The organism is Microbacterium gilvum, assembly GCF_039543865.1.
Taxonomy (GTDB): Bacteria; Actinomycetota; Actinomycetes; order Actinomycetales; family Microbacteriaceae; genus Microbacterium; species Microbacterium gilvum.
In genome coordinates, this window is sequence record NZ_BAABKO010000003.1 from 162,464 (window position 1) to 180,129 (window position 17,666).

Annotated in this window: 15 protein-coding genes; 13 read left to right on the forward strand and 2 right to left on the reverse strand. The window is 71.3% G+C overall.

The annotated features are described in order from the left end of the window. Positions 1-11: 11 nt before the first annotated feature. The 8 genes from ABD998_RS09960 (at position 12) to ABD998_RS09995 (ending at position 9,220) form a co-directional block, all read left to right on the forward strand. Entirely contained in the window at positions 12-392 is a 381-nt protein-coding gene (locus ABD998_RS09960; RefSeq protein ID WP_345438628.1) for a hypothetical protein, read from the forward strand. 80 nt (positions 393-472) lie between these two features. Next, complete coding sequence (locus tag ABD998_RS09965) at positions 473-1,471, forward strand: magnesium and cobalt transport protein CorA (RefSeq protein ID WP_345438630.1); 999 nt, start codon at positions 473-475, stop codon at positions 1,469-1,471. A 3-nt stretch (positions 1,472-1,474) separates the two neighbouring features. Next, positions 1,475-2,488, forward strand: coding sequence for a LacI family DNA-binding transcriptional regulator (locus ABD998_RS09970; protein WP_345438633.1), 1,014 nt, complete (start codon positions 1,475-1,477; stop codon positions 2,486-2,488). Positions 2,489-2,530: 42 nt separating this feature from the next. Continuing rightward, entirely contained in the window at positions 2,531-3,889 is a 1,359-nt protein-coding gene (locus ABD998_RS09975) for an ABC transporter substrate-binding protein (RefSeq protein WP_345438636.1), read from the forward strand. 11 nt (positions 3,890-3,900) lie between these two features. Then, positions 3,901-4,884 (forward strand): carbohydrate ABC transporter permease, encoded by a 984-nt coding sequence (locus ABD998_RS09980; protein ID WP_345438638.1) that lies wholly within the window; start codon positions 3,901-3,903, stop codon positions 4,882-4,884. Continuing rightward, positions 4,881-5,741, forward strand: coding sequence for a carbohydrate ABC transporter permease (locus ABD998_RS09985; protein ID WP_345438640.1), 861 nt, complete (start codon positions 4,881-4,883; stop codon positions 5,739-5,741). The genes ABD998_RS09980 and ABD998_RS09985 overlap by 4 nt, the downstream gene beginning before the upstream one ends. Positions 5,742-5,782: 41 nt before the next feature. Further along, on the forward strand, positions 5,783-7,849 hold the full coding sequence (locus ABD998_RS09990; RefSeq protein ID WP_345438643.1) for a hypothetical protein: 2,067 nt from the start codon (positions 5,783-5,785) through the stop codon (positions 7,847-7,849). 102 nt (positions 7,850-7,951) lie between these two features. Further along, positions 7,952-9,220, forward strand: a complete 1,269-nt coding sequence (locus ABD998_RS09995; RefSeq protein ID WP_345438645.1) for a DUF3500 domain-containing protein — start codon at positions 7,952-7,954, stop codon at positions 9,218-9,220. A 36-nt stretch (positions 9,221-9,256) separates the two neighbouring features. Here ABD998_RS09995 and ABD998_RS10000 read toward each other — a convergent pair whose 3' ends face one another. Next, positions 9,257-9,901, reverse strand: a complete 645-nt coding sequence (locus ABD998_RS10000) for an IMPACT family protein (protein WP_345438647.1) — start codon at positions 9,899-9,901, stop codon at positions 9,257-9,259. Positions 9,902-9,940: 39 nt separating this feature from the next. On the opposite strand from ABD998_RS10000, the gene ABD998_RS10005 reads away from it, so the two are divergent. The 4 genes from ABD998_RS10005 to ABD998_RS10020 all read left to right on the forward strand — a co-directional run bounded on the left by ABD998_RS10005 (position 9,941) and on the right by ABD998_RS10020 (position 14,475). Then, a complete protein-coding gene (locus ABD998_RS10005; protein ID WP_345438649.1) occupies positions 9,941-11,107 on the forward strand; it encodes an MFS transporter in 1,167 nt (388 codons plus the stop codon). Between the two features lie 170 nt (positions 11,108-11,277). Beyond that, positions 11,278-12,699 (forward strand): DUF6421 family protein, encoded by a 1,422-nt coding sequence (locus tag ABD998_RS10010; RefSeq protein ID WP_345439111.1) that lies wholly within the window; start codon positions 11,278-11,280, stop codon positions 12,697-12,699. Continuing rightward, the gene (locus tag ABD998_RS10015) at positions 12,692-13,330 is read left to right on the forward strand and encodes an SDR family NAD(P)-dependent oxidoreductase (protein ID WP_345438652.1); all 639 of its coding nucleotides are present in this window, start codon (positions 12,692-12,694) and stop codon (positions 13,328-13,330) included. Before ABD998_RS10010 ends, ABD998_RS10015 begins: the two co-directional genes overlap by 8 nt. 77 nt (positions 13,331-13,407) lie before the next feature. Then, positions 13,408-14,475 (forward strand): threonine aldolase family protein, encoded by a 1,068-nt coding sequence (locus ABD998_RS10020; protein ID WP_345438654.1) that lies wholly within the window; start codon positions 13,408-13,410, stop codon positions 14,473-14,475. A gap of 202 nt (positions 14,476-14,677) precedes the next feature. Here ABD998_RS10020 and ABD998_RS10025 read toward each other — a convergent pair whose 3' ends face one another. Beyond that, positions 14,678-15,106 carry a MarR family winged helix-turn-helix transcriptional regulator gene (locus ABD998_RS10025; protein WP_345438656.1) on the reverse strand — a complete coding sequence of 143 codons (429 nt, stop codon included), beginning with the start codon at positions 15,104-15,106 and terminating at the stop codon, positions 14,678-14,680. A 50-nt stretch (positions 15,107-15,156) separates the two neighbouring features. Between ABD998_RS10025 and ABD998_RS10030 the strand changes: the two genes are divergently transcribed. Further along, positions 15,157-17,661 (forward strand): DEAD/DEAH box helicase, encoded by a 2,505-nt coding sequence (locus tag ABD998_RS10030; protein WP_345438659.1) that lies wholly within the window; start codon positions 15,157-15,159, stop codon positions 17,659-17,661. Positions 17,662-17,666 lie beyond the last annotated feature (5 nt).

Consider the following 17,666-nt stretch of genomic DNA (forward strand, 5'->3'; position numbering starts at 1 on the left):
AGGAGCCGCTCGTGGTCGCGTCGGTCGACGACTCGGTCGACTCGCTGACGGAGGAGCCGGTGGACTCGGTCGACTCGGTCGACTCGGTCGTGCTCGACTCGGTGGACTCGGCCGTGCTCGAGTCGGTCGATTCGGTCGATTCGGTCGCGGTGGACTCGGTCGTGCTCGCCTGGTTCGTCGACGTGTCGCTCGTCGACGTGGTCGTGCTCGACTCCGCGTCCGTCGTGGTGCTCGTCGTCTCCGCCGCGAACGCCGGAACGGCGATCGCGGTCGCCACGACGCTCGTGAAGGCGACGACGGCCGTCGCGATCCTCGTGCGCCGCCATCCTCTGCGGGTCTCGTCCATGTCCTGCTCCCTTCGGCGATCCCCATGCTGGGCGGCGCGGCCATGAGCATCCGAGGCGCGGGCAGGAGGAACGCCGGATGGCGCCTATGGGCTTCCTATGCCGGGTGGCGGGCGCACAATGGACGCGTGCCCATCATCGACAACGCCGTGTACGTCGACGGCCGGCGGATCGCCGATCCGGCGAGTCTCGACCTCACGTTCGAGTACCTCCGCGAGAAGCAGGGGATGGGCTGGATCGGGCTGCTGCGTCCGAGCGCGGAGGAGCTCGAGACCGTGTCGAGCGAGTTCGGGCTGCACGCGCTCGCGATCGAGGACGCGCAGACCGGCCATCAGCGCGCGAAGCTGGAACGCTACGGCGAGACCCTGTTCGTCGTGCTGAGGCCGGCCTGGTACGTCGACGAGACCGAGACGGTGGAGTTCGGCGAGCTGCACGTCTTCGTGGGCCGCGACTTCGTCGTCACGGTGCGCCACGGGGAGGCGCCGGACCTGTCTCGCGTGCGGCGGCGGATGGAGGCCGACCCCGAGCTGCTCGCGCGGGGCCCCGAGGCGGTGCTGTACGCCATCCTCGACGAGGTCGTCGACCAGTACGTTCCGGTGGTCCGCGGCGTCGAGAACGACATCGACGAGATCGAGAGCGCCCTGTTCGCCGACACCGGCACGCCGCTCTCGCGTCGCATCTACGAGCTCTCGAGCGAGGTGCTGTCGTTCCAGCGCGGAACCCAGCCGCTCTCGGGCATGCTCGACGCGCTCCTGCGCGGCGGGGAGAAGTACGGGGTCGACGTCGAGCTGCAGCGCCTGCTGCGCGACGTGCTCGACCACGTGCTGCAGCTCGGCGACCGGGTGGCGGGGTTCCGGACCGTGCTCGACAACGCGCTCACGGTGAACGCGACGATCGTCACCCAGCGCCAGACCGAGACGTCGCTCCAGCAGAACGAGCAGGTGAAGAAGATCTCGGGGTGGGCGGCCATCCTGTTCGGGCCGACGCTCGTGGGCGCGATCTACGGGATGAACTTCGACTACATGCCCGAGCTCCACTGGGTGTGGGGCTACCCGGCGGCCATCGCGCTCATGGCGGCGACGAGCCTGGGGCTGTGGGGCGTATTCAAGTGGAAGAGGTGGATGTAGCGCGTGGTCACAGCCAGCGATGTCGCGAAGCTCGCGGGGGTGTCGCAGAGCACCGTGTCGTACGTGATGAGCGGAACGCGCACGATCTCGCCGGCGACCCGCGCGCGGGTGGAGGCCGCGATGAAGCAGCTCTCCTACCACCCCAACGCCGGCGCGCGCGCTCTCGCGGGGCGGCGCACCAACGTGATCGGCCTCGTCGCCCGGCTTCCCGGCAACACCGATGTGGCGGCGCTGCTGCCCTTCATCGAGACCATCACCGGATCGAGCAGGGAGCGCGACTGCGACGTCGTCCTCGTCACGGAGGACGAGGGGCCCGCCGGGCTCGAGCGGCTCGCTGGCCGCGCGATCGTCGATGCGATCGTGCTCATGGACATCCGTCGCGACGACGACAGGCTCGAGACCGCGCGCGGACTCGGCGTGCCCGTCGTGCTGATCGGCGTCCCCGACGACCCGCACGGACTCGACTGCGTCGACTTCGACGTGCGGATGGCTGCGACCCTCGCCGTCGAGGAGCTCGTCTCGACGGGGTCCGAGCGCATCGTGCTCGTGGGGGAGACGCCCTCCGTGCGCTCCGAGGGGTTCGGCTTCATCGCCGAGTTCGCCGCCGGGGTGTCGGCGGCCGCGGGGGCCGCGGGCGCCGACCTGACGACCTACGAGCCCGACGCAGACGGCTGGCCGGGCTTCGCGGGATTCGCCCGGGTCGTCGACGACATCCGAGCGCAGCGCGTGGGGGTCATCGCCCGCACGCCGCAGGCCATCGACAGGACCATGCAGACGCTCGCCTCGCATGGCGTCGTCGTGGGGCACGACGTCTCGCTCGTCGGCCTGTGCACCGACGCGACCGCGGAATCGTTCCGCATCCCCGTGACCAACGTGTCGCCCGAGCCGAGGGATGTCTCGCGGCAGGCCATGCGCATCCTGTTCGACCGCGTCGACGGCGGGGCCGGCGAGGCGTCGGTCCACCTGGTCTCGCCGCGGCTGACACGCCGCGCGACCACGGGCGGCTCCCGCCCCTGAGTCTGCTCTTGCGGGCGACGGACCGCGTCGTCTACGCTATCGATGCGCATCGAATCGATGCGCATCAACTACCCGAACAGCCACTTCACCGCCGCCGCTGTCGACGGCACGGAAGGAAATCCGATGACTCGACGTCGAGCAGGGATGCACGCGGCGGCCGCCGCAGCCGCTCTCGCCCTCGCCGCCCTCCCCCTGGCCGCCTGCTCCTCGGACGCGGGCACCGAGGGCGGCACCACGACCATCACGATCTCGTCCTGGTACGAGGAGAACGTGATCGGCACGACCATCGAGACCGCTAACGAGATCCTCGCCGCGGACGACATCGAGCTGGAGTACACCCAGATCCCGCTCGACCAGTACAACACCTGGCTCAGCACCCAGCTGGCGTCGGGCGAGGGGCCCGACCTCATCATGGACGGGGCGAGCTTCCCGGCCCGCGTCGCGGCGGGCAATCTCGTCGACATCAGCGACGACGAGATCGTGTCGAACTTCACGCCGGAGGGCCTCGCCCTCGCCACCGCCGCGGACGGCGCCGTCTACGGGGTGCCCTCGTACGGGTGGTTCTCCGGCATCTTCTACAACAAGGCACTGTTCGAGGAGGCCGGCGTCGAGGTCCCGACGACGTTCGACGAGTTCCTCGACGTCTCCGACCAGCTGATCGACGCCGGCATCACGCCGCTCGCGGCGGGCCTCGCCGACAGCGACAAGGCGATCCACTCGCTCATGGGCTACCTCGAGAACGCCTACTACCACAACGGCGACGGCAGCCCCGAGATCGACACCGAGTTCGCCTACGGCGAGACGACGCTCGACGGCAACTGGAACGACGCGCTCGACACATGGAGCGAGCTCATCCACCACGGCGTGCTCACCGCGGAGATGATCGGGACGCCCATGACGCAGGCGCAGGCGGAGTTCACCGGCGGCGACGCCGCGATGTACATCAGCGGTCCGTGGGACTACCAGGTCTTCGTCGACGCCGGTCTCGACTTCGGGATGTTCGCGCACGTCGGAGACGACGCCGAGAACCAGTGGCTGCTCGGCGGACCGGCGGCGAGCATGGGGGTCAACGTCGACAGCGAGCACCCCGAGGAGGCGCTGATCGCCCTGCACGCGCTCGCCTCGCAGGAGGCCATGCAGGCGACGATCGACGCGAACCCCGGCGCCTTCAGCTACTACAACGGCGTCGAGGGCTCGTTCCCCGCCGAGTACGACCTCGTCGCCCCATTGCTGGCGGAAGGCCACGTGGCGGTCGGCTGGGACCGTTGGGGGGTCAACATGCCGGCCCAGACGATGCTCGACACGCTGACCAAGGGGCTGCAGAGCGTCATCGGCGGCCAGCAGAGCACCGACGACCTCATCGCGCAGCTGGACGCGCAGGCGGATTCGATCCGCTACTGACCGGGAGCACCATGACGCACGCTGACACGGCGCCGCCGCGCCCGGACGACAGGATCGTCGTCCGGGCCGGCGGCCCGGCATCCAGATCGACGGAGTCGCCACGGCGCTCCCGGAGGCGCGGGTCGCTGCGCGCGGGCCTCCCGTACATCCTCATGGTCGCGCCGGCCATGGCGGTCTTCGCGGTGTTCTTCATCATCCCGGTGCTGCGCACCGCGGTGCTGAGCCTCACGGATCAGAGCAACCACTCGCGCGAGGTGACCTTCATCGGCCTCGAGAACTACGTCGAGGCGCTCACCGATCCGCAGATCCTTGCGGGCATCCAGCACTCGCTCACGTACGCGGTCGTCGTCGTGGTGGTGCAGAACGCGATCGCCCTCCCCGTGGCGCTGCTCCTGCACGCCAGGATCCCGTTCCGCGGGGGCTTCCGCACGATCTTCTTCGGCCCCGCGGTCCTCAGCGTGCTCGTCGTCGGCTATCTGTGGAGCTACATCTTCTCGTCGAACGACTACGGCCTCGTCAACACCGTGCTGCGCACGCTCGGCTTCGAGAACGTCAACTGGCTCGGCGACCCGGATCTCGCGCTCGGGACGATCATCGTCACCCAGGTGTGGCAGTGGTTCGGCTATCAGATGATCATCTACCTCGCCGCCCTGCAGACCATCAACGAGGACCTGTACGAGGCCGCGGCGCTCGACGGCGCCGGCCGCTGGCGATCGTTCCGCACGGTGACGCTGCCCGGCCTCATCCCGGCGTTCCAGATCACGATCGTCACGGGCCTCATCGCCGGCCTCAAGGTCTTCGACATCGTCATATCCATGACGAACGGAGGGCCCGGCTACGCGACCGAGACCGTCCTCACTCTCATGTACCGGAAGTTCTCGGAGGGCAACTACGGGCTCGCGGCATCGTTCGGAGTGCTCTTCCTCCTCGTCAGCCTCCTCATCGGCGGCGTCCTCCTCCGAGTCTTCCGCCGTCTGGAGGCCACCTACTCATGACCGTCGCACCGGCCCGTCTGCCGTCGCTGCGCAGAACGCGGCGCCGCACCTCGATCGCAGCCCTCGTCGCGCTGATCCTGCTGAGCATCGTCGTCCTCATCCCCGTCTACTACCTCCTCGTCACCACCTTCAAGACGACCGACGAGGCGGCCGCGAACCCCATGGGCCTGCCGACGTCGTTCGACCTCACGGTGTACGTCGACGCGTTCGTGCGGATGGAGTACCCGCGCGCCTTCCTCAACACCTTCCTCATCACCGCCGGATCCGTCGTCGGCGTGGTCGCGCTCGGCTCGATGGCGGGCTACGCACTGAGCAGGAAGTCGAAGAGCAGGACGGCGTCGATCGCGTTCCTCGTGCTGCTGTCGGGGCTCATGTTCCCCTACCAGATGTCGATCCTGGGCCTGTACGAGGTCGTCAAGGCCCTCGGCCTCATGAACAGCCTGCTCGCGGTGATCCTCATCAACGTCGCCGTCAACCTCCCGTTCGCGACGCTCCTCTTCCACGCGTTCACCACGACGATCCCCCGCGAGCTCGAGGAGGCGGCGGGCATCGACGGCGCGGGCGTCTTCCGCACCTTCGCGACGATCGTGTTCCCGCTGCTGCGCCCCGCCGTCGTGACGGTCGCCATCCTCAACACCCTGAGTGCGTGGAACGACTTCATGGGGCCGTTGTACTTCCTCCAATCGCGCGACAAGCAGGTCATCCTGCAGGAGGTGTACCGCAACATCGGCCAGTTCTCGATCGACTGGACGTCGCTGTTCCCGATGATGGTGCTCGGCGTGCTGCCGCTCGTGGTGTTCTACCTCATCCTCCAGCGGCAGGTCATCGGCGGAGTCGCCGGCTCCGTCAAGGGCTGACATCCGCATCCCGCACACACGACGCGCCACAGGAAGACATCATGACCGTCACGCACGAGACCACCATCGCCACCGAGGTGCTGCTCCGGGCCGCAGCCGTCGAGACTGCGACGCTGCCGATGGGCGCCGGGCACGCGACCATCGACGTCGCAAGCGGCATCCCGGTGCAGTTCACCGATGCGGATGCGCCGGAGCGGACCTACCTGCTCGATGCCGGCACCCCGTGGCACACGCTCGAGCACGCGTGGGGCACGGGGCACGTCATCGCCGACGGCTTCAGCGGGAGGTGGAACGACCCGTCCGTCGTGGAGCGCGAGGGCGACCGCATCGTCGCGGTCCACGAGGTCGGCGGCGCGCTCGACGTCCGCATCGAACGCGAGGGCGGTGCGGCTCTCGTCGAGACCTACCGGTTCCGCAACGCATCGGACGCCCCGCTGCGCATCACGAGCCTCGGAATACAGACGCCGTTCGCCGACCTCTACCCGGGCGCCGGCGACGCGCTGCGCCGGCGCGTGCACGCGCACGTCTTCACGGGCGGCAGCTGGGCATGGGTCGCGGCGCAGCCGATGAACGGCGAGGGCCGCATCCTCGGCCTCGTGCTCGCGGAGGGCGCCCTGCACGGATACGCCGTCGAGACGCGCAACGCGAGCACGCTGTCGAACGCGCGCGGGCACATCGTGCTGCACGCGACCGACCAGGCGCGGAACCCCGGCGCGTTCGGCGGTCAGCCGGCGATCGTGCTCGCTCCGGGCGCCGAGCACGTCCTCTCCTGGACGGTCGGCTGGTACGACGACGTCGCGGCCTTCCTCGAGGGGACCGCCGCACCCGCGCGCCTCTCGCGCCTCGCGGCGCAGGTCGGCGACGACATCCTCGTCACCACGCGCCTCCCCGTCACGGCCGACGCCGGGATCGACGTGGTCGCCGTCGACGACGGCGTCCGTCTGACGGCGCGCTCGGCGGGCAGCTACACCGTGCGGATCGGCGACGACGCGCACACCGAGGTGCTCTTCCACGACGCCGTGCGCACGGCGGTGGAGAAGAGGTCGGCATACGTGCTCGCGCACCAGCGCAGCAGCGAGCGGCCGGGGCTCCTCTCGCACGCGATCGTCCCCGTCGACACGACGACGCGCCTGACCCAGGCGACCAACGGCTGGTCGGACTGGACGGACGGCTCCGAGCGCATCGGCGTCGCGCTCATGCTGCAGCACGCCCACGCCCGCGGGTGGCTGGACGACGATGCGGCGGCCGCGCTCGACGGATGGGCCGCGTTCGCGCGTGCGCACCTCATCGACGACAGCGCCGCACCGCGACGAGGGTCGCAGCATCAGCACGCCGGCATCCGCCTGTACGACAGCCCGTGGCTGGCACGGTTCTTCCTCCTCCGCCATGCGCACGGAGGTCGCATCGACGACCTCGATCTCTCCGCACGCCTCCTCGAGCGCGGTCTCGAGCTCGGCCTCGCGCGCATCCTCACGATCGGCTTCTCGGAGGTCGCCGTGGCCGTCGCGGACGCGCTCGTCGACGCGGGCCAGGCGGAGCGGTCGCAGGGCCTCCGTGACGCCGTGGTCGAGAGCGGGCGCTTCTTCGCCGGGCTCGGCGCCGAGCTCCCGGGGCACGAGGTGGCCTACGAGCAGGCGATCGTCGCCCCGCTGCTCCACACGCTCATCGACGCGCACGCGATCACGGGCGATCCGGCGCTCCTCGAGGAGATCCGCCGGCGCCTGCCATGGCTGCTCGCGTTCGGGGGAGCGCAGCCGCATGCGCGACTGCACGGTGTCGCCATCCGCCACTGGGACGGCTACTGGTTCGGGCAGCGGCGGCAGTGGGGCGACGTGTTCCCGCACTACTGGAGCGCGCTCACCGCGACCGTGCTGCTGCGTCTTCCGCGTGAGCTGCGCACGTCGGAGACCGACGCGCTCGCCGAGGCCATCCTCCGCGCGAACATGGCCAACTACGCCGCCGACGGATCGGCGACGTGCGCCTTCGTCATGCCCACGACGGTCGACGGCGTCGCAGCCCACGCCCCCGATCCCCTCGCGAACGACCAGGACTTCCACCTGGCGCTCTGGATGCAGCTCGAGGCGGACGGGCTGACCGCGCTGGCCTGATCGCGACCGCGGACTGGTCTTCTCCGCCATCTCCGTGGGCGGTCGGCAATCGGAGGCCCGTTCCATAGGAACCCGGTAGACCCGGACCCTACCGTCGAGGACATGACGAACTCCGACTCGACCGGCGTGCTGCGCCGAGCCTCCCGTTCCCGCACCTTCTGGATGGCGTCGACGCTCATGGTCGGCGGGCTCGCGCTCGCCGGATGCGCGAGCACGACGACCGCGTCCTCCGGCACCTCCTCCTCCGGCACCACCACGGCCTCGACCGTCTCGACGCTCGACGACGCGATCATCACGACCTCGACGGGGTCGGAGGATGCGACGACGACGCAGGAGACGATCGCGGACACGACGGCCGCGGTGGAGGCCTTCCTCGCGACGCTCTCGGACGAGCAGGTCGAGGCCGTGACCTACGACTACGACGACGAGACGAAGACCACCTCGTGGTCGAACTTCCCCGTGACCTTCGTAGAGCGCGCCGGCCTCAACCTCGCCGAGCTGACGGACGAGCAGCAGGAGGCGGCGATGGCGGTGCTCGAGGCGCTGCTGAGCGACGAGGCATACGAGACCGTCGTCTCCGTCATGGGCGGCGACCAGTACCTGCTGGAGAACAGCAGCACGACCGAGACATCGCTCGGTCAGTACTACATCGCGTTCTTCGGTGACGCATCCGACACCGACGCCTATGCCGTGCAGTTCGGCGGCCATCACCTCGGCATCAACGCCGACCTCAACGGCTCCGAGAACGCGATCACGTTCGCTCCGACCCATCTGGGTGTGCAGCCCGCCGTCTACACGAACGAGGACGGCGAGGAGGTGCAGCCGTTCGACGCGATCTACACCGACGCGTTCGCCTTCTACGACAGCCTCACGGAGGAGCAGCAGGCGACCCTGACCTCGGGCGACGTCACGTTCTGCGCGCCGGGCGACACGTGCGAGTACGAGAGCGGGGCGGGGCTCTCGGGCGCCGACCTCACCGACGAGCAGAGGGAGCTGCTGCTCGAGCTCATCGCCAACTGGGCCGGGATGGCCGATGAGGAGACGACGGCCACCGAGCTCGCCGAGATCGAGGCCACGCTCGACGAGACGGTCATCGCCTGGTCGGGCGAGACGACCTACGACATGAGCACGGGCGACGGCATCAACTTCTCCATCTCCGGCCCGAACGTCTACCTCGCCTTCCAGGCGCAGGGCGGCTCGGCGGGCGCCGACGTCGAGGGCGTCTCCACGAGCGGCTGGGGCCACGTGCACACGATCTACCGCGACCCCTCGAACGACTATGCGAACAGCGTCGAGCAGCAGGCGGCGGCGGGCGGCATGGGCGGCGCGCCGGCCGACGGCGAGATGCCGTCGGGGGCGCCTGCGGAGTGAACGCGGACGGGCGCGCCCGGGGATGACGGGGCACCGTCAGCGGACGTCGACCACCCGCTCGACGCCGAACACGGGCGACAGGGCGCCGGCCGACGCGGCGGCGAGATCGTCGACGAGGCGCGCACGGGCATCCTCGGGCACCCAGAGCTCGAACGCGGCGGTGGCGCCGTAGACGGGATCGCCGAGCGTCGCGCCGTGCAGCGGCGCCCAATCGCGCAGGAGGTTGTCGATGCGGCCGGCGTCGCCGTGCGGCACGTCGACGACGGCCTGCGACAGCGCCTCCCTCCGCACGAGCAGCGCGCGGTCGAGAGCCTCCGACACCGCGGATGAGTACGCGCGCACGAGCCCGCCGGCCCCGAGCTTGACGCCGCCGAAGTACCGCGTCACGACGGCCACGACGTCGGTCAGCTCGCGGCGCCGCAGCACCTCGAGCATCGGCACGCCCGCCGTGCCGGACGGCTCGCCGTCATCGGACGAGCGCGCCTGGTCGCCGAGCACCCCCGTCACCATGGCGGTGCAGTTGTGCCGCGCGTCCCACGCGCGACGGCGGACGGCGGCGATCACCGCATCGGCCTCCTCGACGGACGCGGCCGGCGCGAGCTGCGCGATGAACCGCGACTTCCGGATGACGAGCTCGTGCTCGACGGGCGACGCGATCGTCGAGGGATACCGCCGGGCCATCCGTCGATCGTACCGACGCGATCATGATGGGATCGGAGGATGACCGAACGCACCCGGCGCACGGCGCTCGTCGCCGCCCTCGTCTTCCTCGTGGCCATGTGCCTGCGCCCCGCGCTGACCTCGTTCGGTCCCGTCCTCCCGCTCGTCGGGGCGGACCTCGGTCTGGGCGAGTCGGCTCTCGGGCTCGTCGGAGCGCTCCCGCTCCTCGCCTTCGCCGCCGTCTCGCCCCTCGTGCACCGCGTCTCGACGCGCCTCGGCGAGGAGCGGACCATCCTGGCGGCCCTCCTGGTGCTCACCGCGGCGATCGTGCTGCGCTCCTACGGCGCAGAGCCCGGCCTGTGGACCGGCACGTTCGCGATCGGCATCGCGATCGGCGTGGGCAATGTGCTCGTCCCCGTGCTCGTGAAGCGCGACTACGCCGCCCACGTCTCCCGCGCGACGGGCCTCTACACCGCGTTCCTCGCCTTCGCCGCGGGTGTCGCCTCCGCCGCGTCCGCGCCGCTCGCCGCGGCCGTCGACTGGCGGTTCGCCCTCCTCGCCCCCGGCGTGCTCTCGCTCGTCGCCGCGATCGCCTGGATGTGGCGGGTGAGGCGCCCCGCTCCCGCCGTGCCGGCCGCGCCCGGCGCGATGCCCCACGCGGGCGGGAGCGTCTGGACCTGGCCGACCGCGTGGCTGGTGACCGCGTTCATGGGCCTGCAGTCGACCGCGTTCTACGTGCTCGTCACGTGGCTCCCGACGATCGAGACGGCGCGAGGCACGTCGTCGAGCGCGGCCGGGGTCCACCTCTCCGTCATGGTGTGGGTCGGGATCCTCGGGAGCCTCGCCGTCCCGCGCTTCCTCCGACCCGGTCGCGACCACCGGGCGGGGATGGCCGTGGCCGCCGTCCCGATGATCGTCGCGGCGGCCGGCCTCCTCGCGGCGCCCGGCCTCGCCCTCGTCTGGGCCGCCGTGGCGGGCTTCGGGCAGGGCGCCTCGCTCACGGCCGCGCTCACGATGGTGAGCACGAAGGCGCGCTCGCACGCCGAGGCGGCGCGGCTCTCCGGCATGGCCCAGACCGTCGGCTACCTGCTCGCGGCCGCGGGCCCCGTCGCGGCCGGCGCTCTCGCGGAGGTGACGGGCGAATGGGCATGGACGCTCGTGCTGCTCGTCGTGCTCGGCGTCGCGCAGCTCGCGTCCGGCCTGCTCGCGGCGCGCCGGATTGCGTAGGCCGGCCGCGTTCCGCCTGCGCAGAACGCACGGTCCTTGCCCGTCCGATCGCGGAAGATCGCGCAGGATGGCCATGTCGCCGCGGGGCGCGGACGCCTAGCCTGGGAGGCACCGACATCCGTCGCCGCGCCGTCGCGGCCCGAGCCTCGAGAACGGAGGTTCCCATGTCCATGAGCCAGATCCAGGTGACGAAGGCCATCATCGGCGAGCCCGAGGTCGTCGAGGACGGACGGGCACCCGGCGTCGAGCGCTCGGACGGCTGGCGCCGCCTGAAGGAGGCGGCGACCGCGCTGCAGGGCATGCAGGCGGCGGACGGAGCCATCCCCGAGGCGGCCCTGCACGCCGCGGCGCGCGTCGAGACCGAGCGCCTGCGCGAGGCCGTCCGCGACCTCGCGCCGCGGTTCCCGCACGACGCCGCCTACCTCGCCGCCGTCGACGCCGACCTGGCGCGCTGGCAGGCTCAGGGGTTCGGAGTCCCCGACTTCCACGACGCGCTCGTCGCCTTCCACCCCGAGCGGCACCGCGTCGACGGGCTGCGCCATCTCGTCGTCTTCCCGATGTACACGCAGAACGGGTCGCCCGACCGCCGCATCGAGGCGCTCGTCGCCGAGGTGATCTGGCCCGAGTTCATCGCACGGCTCGAGGCGGGCGACTACGGGAACCGCCTGTTCGTGAGCCTGCGGCTCGTCGACTTCACGGCCGGCTACGACACGAACTCGGCGGTCCTCTTCCCGGAGACGGTCTCGGTGCGCGAGGTCCCGGAATTCACCTGGGGCGCGATCTTCCAGGACAGGGAGGCGGCCCGCTACCGCCGTGTCGTGCGCGCCGCGGCCGAGATCACGAAGCTCGACCTGCCCGACGACGCCCGCCGCATGCTGGAGGACCAGTCGCTGACGGAGAAGTCCTTCGTCATGTGGGACATCATCCACGACCGCACGCACATGCGCGGCGACCTGCCGTTCGATCCGTTCATGATCAAGCAGCGGATGCCGTACTTCCTCTACTCCCTCGAGGAGCTGCGCTGCGACCTCACCGCGTTCCGCGAGTCGGTGGCCATCCAGCGCCGTCTCTCGGCGGCCGACGACCTCGACGACGTCGAACGCGAGACGCTCGAGCATGCCGTGCTCGTGCAGTACGCGGTCATCTTCGACCGCATCTTCCGGTTCGCCATCACGGGGAGCCGCGTGCGCAACTACGACGGGCTCGGCGGCCAGCTGCTGTTCGCCTGGCTGCATCAGCGCGGCGCGCTGCACTGGACCGACACCTCGCTCGCGTTCGACTGGGACGCCGTGCCGGAGGCCGTGGTCGCGCTCGGCGACGCCATCGACGAGCTCTACTGGCGCTCGATCGACCGCCCGAAGGCGGCGCACTGGCTCGCGGCGTACGACCTCGTCCGCTCCGTGCTGACGCCGCATCCCGCATCGGCGTGGGCGAGGGGCCTCCCCGACGCCGTGCTCGCGGGGCCCGTGCGGGGGTACACCGACGCCGTGCTCGACGACGAGTTCCCGCTGTCGATGTTCTACGAGGCGCTCGAGAAGAAGATGCGCTCGGTCATCGCGCAGACCTCGGGCATCCGCGGCTCCGATGACTGACCTCGGCCTCGCCGGCCGCACCGTGCTCCTCTCCGGGGGCACGAGCGCGGCCGGCCGGGCCGTCGCACGACGGCTCGCGGATGGCGGCGCGCGCGTCGTCGTCGCCGGTCGCGATCCCGCGAAGCTCGCGGCGCTCGGGCGCGAGGGCGTCGCGACGATCGAGGCGGATCTCGCGGACGAGGACGAGGTGGCCGCGCTCGCCGCGGCCCTCGGCCCCGTCGACGGCGTGCTGCACCTCGTCGGCGGATGGCGCGGCGGCGGGGGCATCCCCGGCCAGACCGAGGCCGACTACCGTGCCCTGGAGGGGTCGTTCACGGCCCTCCGCCTCGTGACCCGCGCCCTCTGGACATCTTTCGTCGCCTCCCCGTGCGCGCGGGTCGCGATGGTGTCGTCCACCGCCGTCGCGCGACCGCTCGCGGGCGGTGCGAGCTACGCCGCGGTGAAGGCGGCGAGCGAGGCGTGGATGCGCGCGCTCGCCCACGGCTTCGCGAAGGAGGCACCCGCCGCTGCGGCGACGATCTTCCGCGTGACGGCGCTCGCGGGCCTCGAGGAGCGCCTCGCCGAGGAGTACGCGGCGCTCTGGCAGGCCCCGGCCGACGCCGTCGACGACCGCGTGATCGAGCTGTCCTGACGCACGGCCGTCCGCCCCGCCGTCCGCTGCGCGCCGCGCCGAGCGTCGCGCCCGACCACGCTGAATAGGCTGGAGAAGTGAACCCTCTGCACGACGCGCATCTGCGCGGCTTCGCGTCCGACAACTACGCCGGCATCCACCCTGAGGTGCTCGCGGCGCTCGCCGCCGCCAACACCGGGCACCAGGTGGCCTACGGGGAGGACGTCTACACGGCGCGCCTGCACGAGGTGCTCGCGGAGCGCTTCGGCGGCCCCGTCGAGGCGTTCCCCGTCTTCAACGGCACGGGCGCCAACGTCACGGCGCTGCAGTCGATGCTGCCGCGCTGGGGCGCCGTCATCGCGGCCGCGACGGCGCATATCAACGTCGACGAGCAGGGCGCCCCCGAGCGCATCGGCGGAATGAAGCTGCTCACCGTGCCGACCGACGACGGCAAGCTCACCCCCGAGCTCATCGACCGCGAGGCGTGGGGATGGGGCGACGAGCACCGCGCGCAGCCCCTCGTCGTCTCGATCACGCAGACGACGGAGCTCGGCACGCTGTACACGCCGGACGAGATCCGCGCGATCGCCGACCACGCGCACGGCCTCGGCATGCGCGTCCACCTCGACGGCGCCCGCATCTCGAACGCCGCCGCCGCGCTCGACCTGCCGCTCGGCGCGTTCACGCGCGACGCGGGGGTCGACGTCGTCTCGCTCGGCGGCACGAAGAACGGCGCCATGCTCGCCGAGGCGATCGTCGTGCTCGACCCCGCGGCGGCCACGGGCCTCACGTACCTGCGCAAGCTCAACATGCAGCTCGCGTCGAAGATGCGGTTCGTCTCGGCGCAGCTCCTCGCGCTCTTCGACGGCGACCTGTACCTGCGCAACGCCCGGCACGCCAACGCCATGGCGCAGCGGCTGCGGGCGGGCGTCGAGACGGGGCTCGCCGACGGCTCGATCCGCGGGGTGTCGTTCACGCGCGAGACGCAGGCGAACGGCGTGTTCGCCATCCTGCCGGAGGGCGTCGCCGACCGCCTCCGCGAGAGCTTCCGCTTCTACGACTGGGACGAGTCGACGGGCGAGGTGCGCTGGATGTGCAGCTTCGACACGACCGAGGACGACATCGACGCCTTCGTCGCTGCGATCGCGCGCGAGACGAGCCGCTGACAGCTGCCGTCGCGTCCGGGTCGCGCTTTCCGGCCTCAGGTCGCCGGTAGCGGACGGGAACTGCGACCTGGGCGAGGGGGCGATCCGCTCGGGTTGCACTTTCCGGCCTGAGGGCGCCGTTAGCGGACGGGAACCGCGACCTGGGCGAGAAGGGGGCGGCGACGATGTACCTGCCCGGGATGCATCTTCTCCAGAATCCGCATCAGCCCCGCAGGGACTCGAGCACCTCGGTCGCCGACGCGAGCGTCGTCTCATCGAGGTCGGCGAGGCGCTCGCCCAGCACGTGCACGAGCACGCCGCTGCCGTCGTCGAGCACGCGCCGGCCATCCGCCGTCATCCGCAGCAGCGACGAGCGGCGATCCGAGGGGTTCGGGGCGCGCACGACGAGCCCGTCGCGTTCGAGGCGGTCGACGAGCTTGCTCGCGGCGCCGACCGTGATGCCGATGCCGTCGGCCACGTCCTGCACGCGGGCGTCGTCGCCGTGTCCCGCGATGACGCCGAGCGCCGACACGGTGCCGAGACCCGCCGACGTGCCCGCCGTCACGGCGGCGTCGGCGTCGCCCCACAGGCTGACCTCCGCGCCCACGAGCGCGTCGAAGAAGCGGAGCAGGACGGCAGGACTCGCGGGCACGATCCTCATCGTAGAGCGGCGCCCTCCGCCGATGAGGCAGACTCGAGGGGATGGCCTCCTCCCTCCTCGACAGCGTCCGCGCGGCCGGCTCCGACGCCGACGCCCTCTACACCGCCTTCGTGGAGTGGGCCGAGGGCCGCGGGCTCGCGCTGTACCCGGCCCAGGACGAGGCCGTCATCGAGCTCGTCTCGGGCGCCAACGTCGTGCTCGCGACACCGACGGGAACGGGCAAGTCGCTCGTCGCGATCGCCGCGCACGCCGTCGCCCTCGCCGGCGCCGGCCGCACGTACTACACGGCGCCGATCAAGGCGCTCGTGAGCGAGAAGTTCTTCGCCCTCGTCGACATCTTCGGCGCCGAGAACGTCGGGATGGTCACGGGCGACTCATCGGTCAACGCCGACGCCCCGATCGTGTGCTGCACGGCCGAGATCCTCGCGAACCTCGCGCTGCGGCACGGAGCCGACGCCGAAGTCGATCAGGTCGTCATGGACGAGTTCCACTACTACGGCGACGCCGACCGCGGATGGGCATGGCAGGTGCCGCTCCTCCTGCTCCCGCGTGCGCAGTTCCTCCTCATGTCGGCGACCCTCGGCGACACCGCCGACATCCGCGCCGACCTCAGCCGCCGCACGGGGCGGCCGACGGCGCTCGTCGCGGGCGCCGAGCGACCCGTGCCGCTGCACCACACCTACTCCGACCACGCCGCGCACGAGACGGTCGAGAAGCTCCTCGAGGAGCGGGAGACCCCCGTCTACATCGTGCACTTCTCGCAGGCGGCCGCCGTGGAGCGCGCGCAGGCGCTCGCGAGCGTCAAGGTCACCACGCGCGAGCAGCGCGACGAGATCGCCGAGGCCATCGGCGGGTTCCGGTTCACGACCGCGTTCGGCAAGACCCTCTCGCGGCTGGTGCGCTCGGGCATCGGCGTTCACCATGCGGGCATGCTGCCCCGGTACCGCCGTCTCGTCGAGACGCTCGCGCAGCGAGGGCTCCTCCGCGTCATCTGCGGGACGGACACCCTCGGCGTCGGCATCAACGTCCCCATCCGGACCGTCATGATCACGGCGCTGTCCAAGTACGACGGCACCCGGATGCGCCGCCTCTCGGCGCGAGAGTTCCATCAGATCGCGGGTCGCGCGGGCCGCGCCGGCTACGACCCCTACGGCAATGTCATCGTGCTCGCGCCCGAGCACGAGATCGAGAACGCGCAGGCGCTCCGCAAAGCGGGCGACGACCCCGTCAAGCGCAAGCGCGTGCAGCGGAAGAAGGCACCGGCCGGCTACGTGTCGTGGAGCGCGCAGACCTTCGAGAAGCTCGTCGAGGCGGAGCCGGAGCCCCTGCAGCCGCAGCTGCAGATCACGAGCGCCATGCTCATCAACGTCATCGGCCGCGGCGGAGACGTCTTCGCGAACGTCCGCGCCCTCGTGTTCGACAACCACGAGCCCCGGCACCGCCGCTACGAGCTGGCGCGCCGCGCGCTCGCCATCTTCCGCACGCTGCGCGAGGCGGGCATCGTCGAGGTCGCGCCGGACGGAGCCATCCGCCTCGTCGTCGACCTGCAGCCGAACTTCGCCCTCAACCAGCCGCTGTCGCCCTTCGCGCTCGCCGCGATCGAGCTGCTCGACCCCGCCGACGGCGCAGACGGCGTGGGCACGGGGTCGTACGCCCTCGACGTCGTGAGCGTCATCGAGTCGACGCTCGACGATCCCCGCGCCATCCTCTCCCAGCAGGAGTACAAGGCGCGCGGCGAGGCGGTGGCGGCCATGAAGCGCGAGGGGATGGAGTACGAGGAGCGCATGGAGGCGCTCGAGGAGGTCACCTACGCCAAGCCGCTCGCCGACCTGCTGCGCCAGTCGTTCGAGGTGTTCGCGTCGAGCCAGCCGTGGGTGCGCGACTTCGAGCTGCGTCCCAAGTCGGTCGTGCGCGACATGTTCGAGCAGGCCATGTCGTTCGCGGAGTTCGTGAACTGGTACCAGCTGGGGCGCAGCGAGGGGCTCGTGCTGCGCTACCTCAGCGACGCATACCGCGCCATCCGCCAGACCGTGCCCGCCGAGGCGCGCACGGACGAGCTGCGCGACATCATCGAGTGGCTCGGCGAGCTGGTCCGGCAGGTCGACTCGAGCCTCGTCGACGAGTGGGAGGCGCTCGCCTCGGGGGCGGACGGCGACGACGCCACGTCGGTCGTGCCGCCGGCTCCGCCATCCGTCACCGTGAACCGCCGCGCGTTCACGGTGCTCGTCCGCAACGAGCTGTTCCGGCGCGTGCAGCTCGCGGCGCTCGAGAAGGACGAGGACCTCGCGGCGCTCGACCCCGACGTCGACTGGCCCGGCGCCCTCGACCGGTACTACGCGGAGCACGAGTCCATCGGCGTCTCCGGGGCCTCCCGGTCGCCCGCCTACTGCCGCATCGAAGAAGACGGCGCGCTCTGGCGCGTCGAGCAGACGATCGACGACCCGGAGGGCGACCACGACTGGCGCATCCGCGCCGAGGTGGACCTCGAGGCATCCGCCGAGGCCGGCGCCGCGGTCGTCCGCGTGACGGAGGTCGTGCGGCTGTAGGCGGG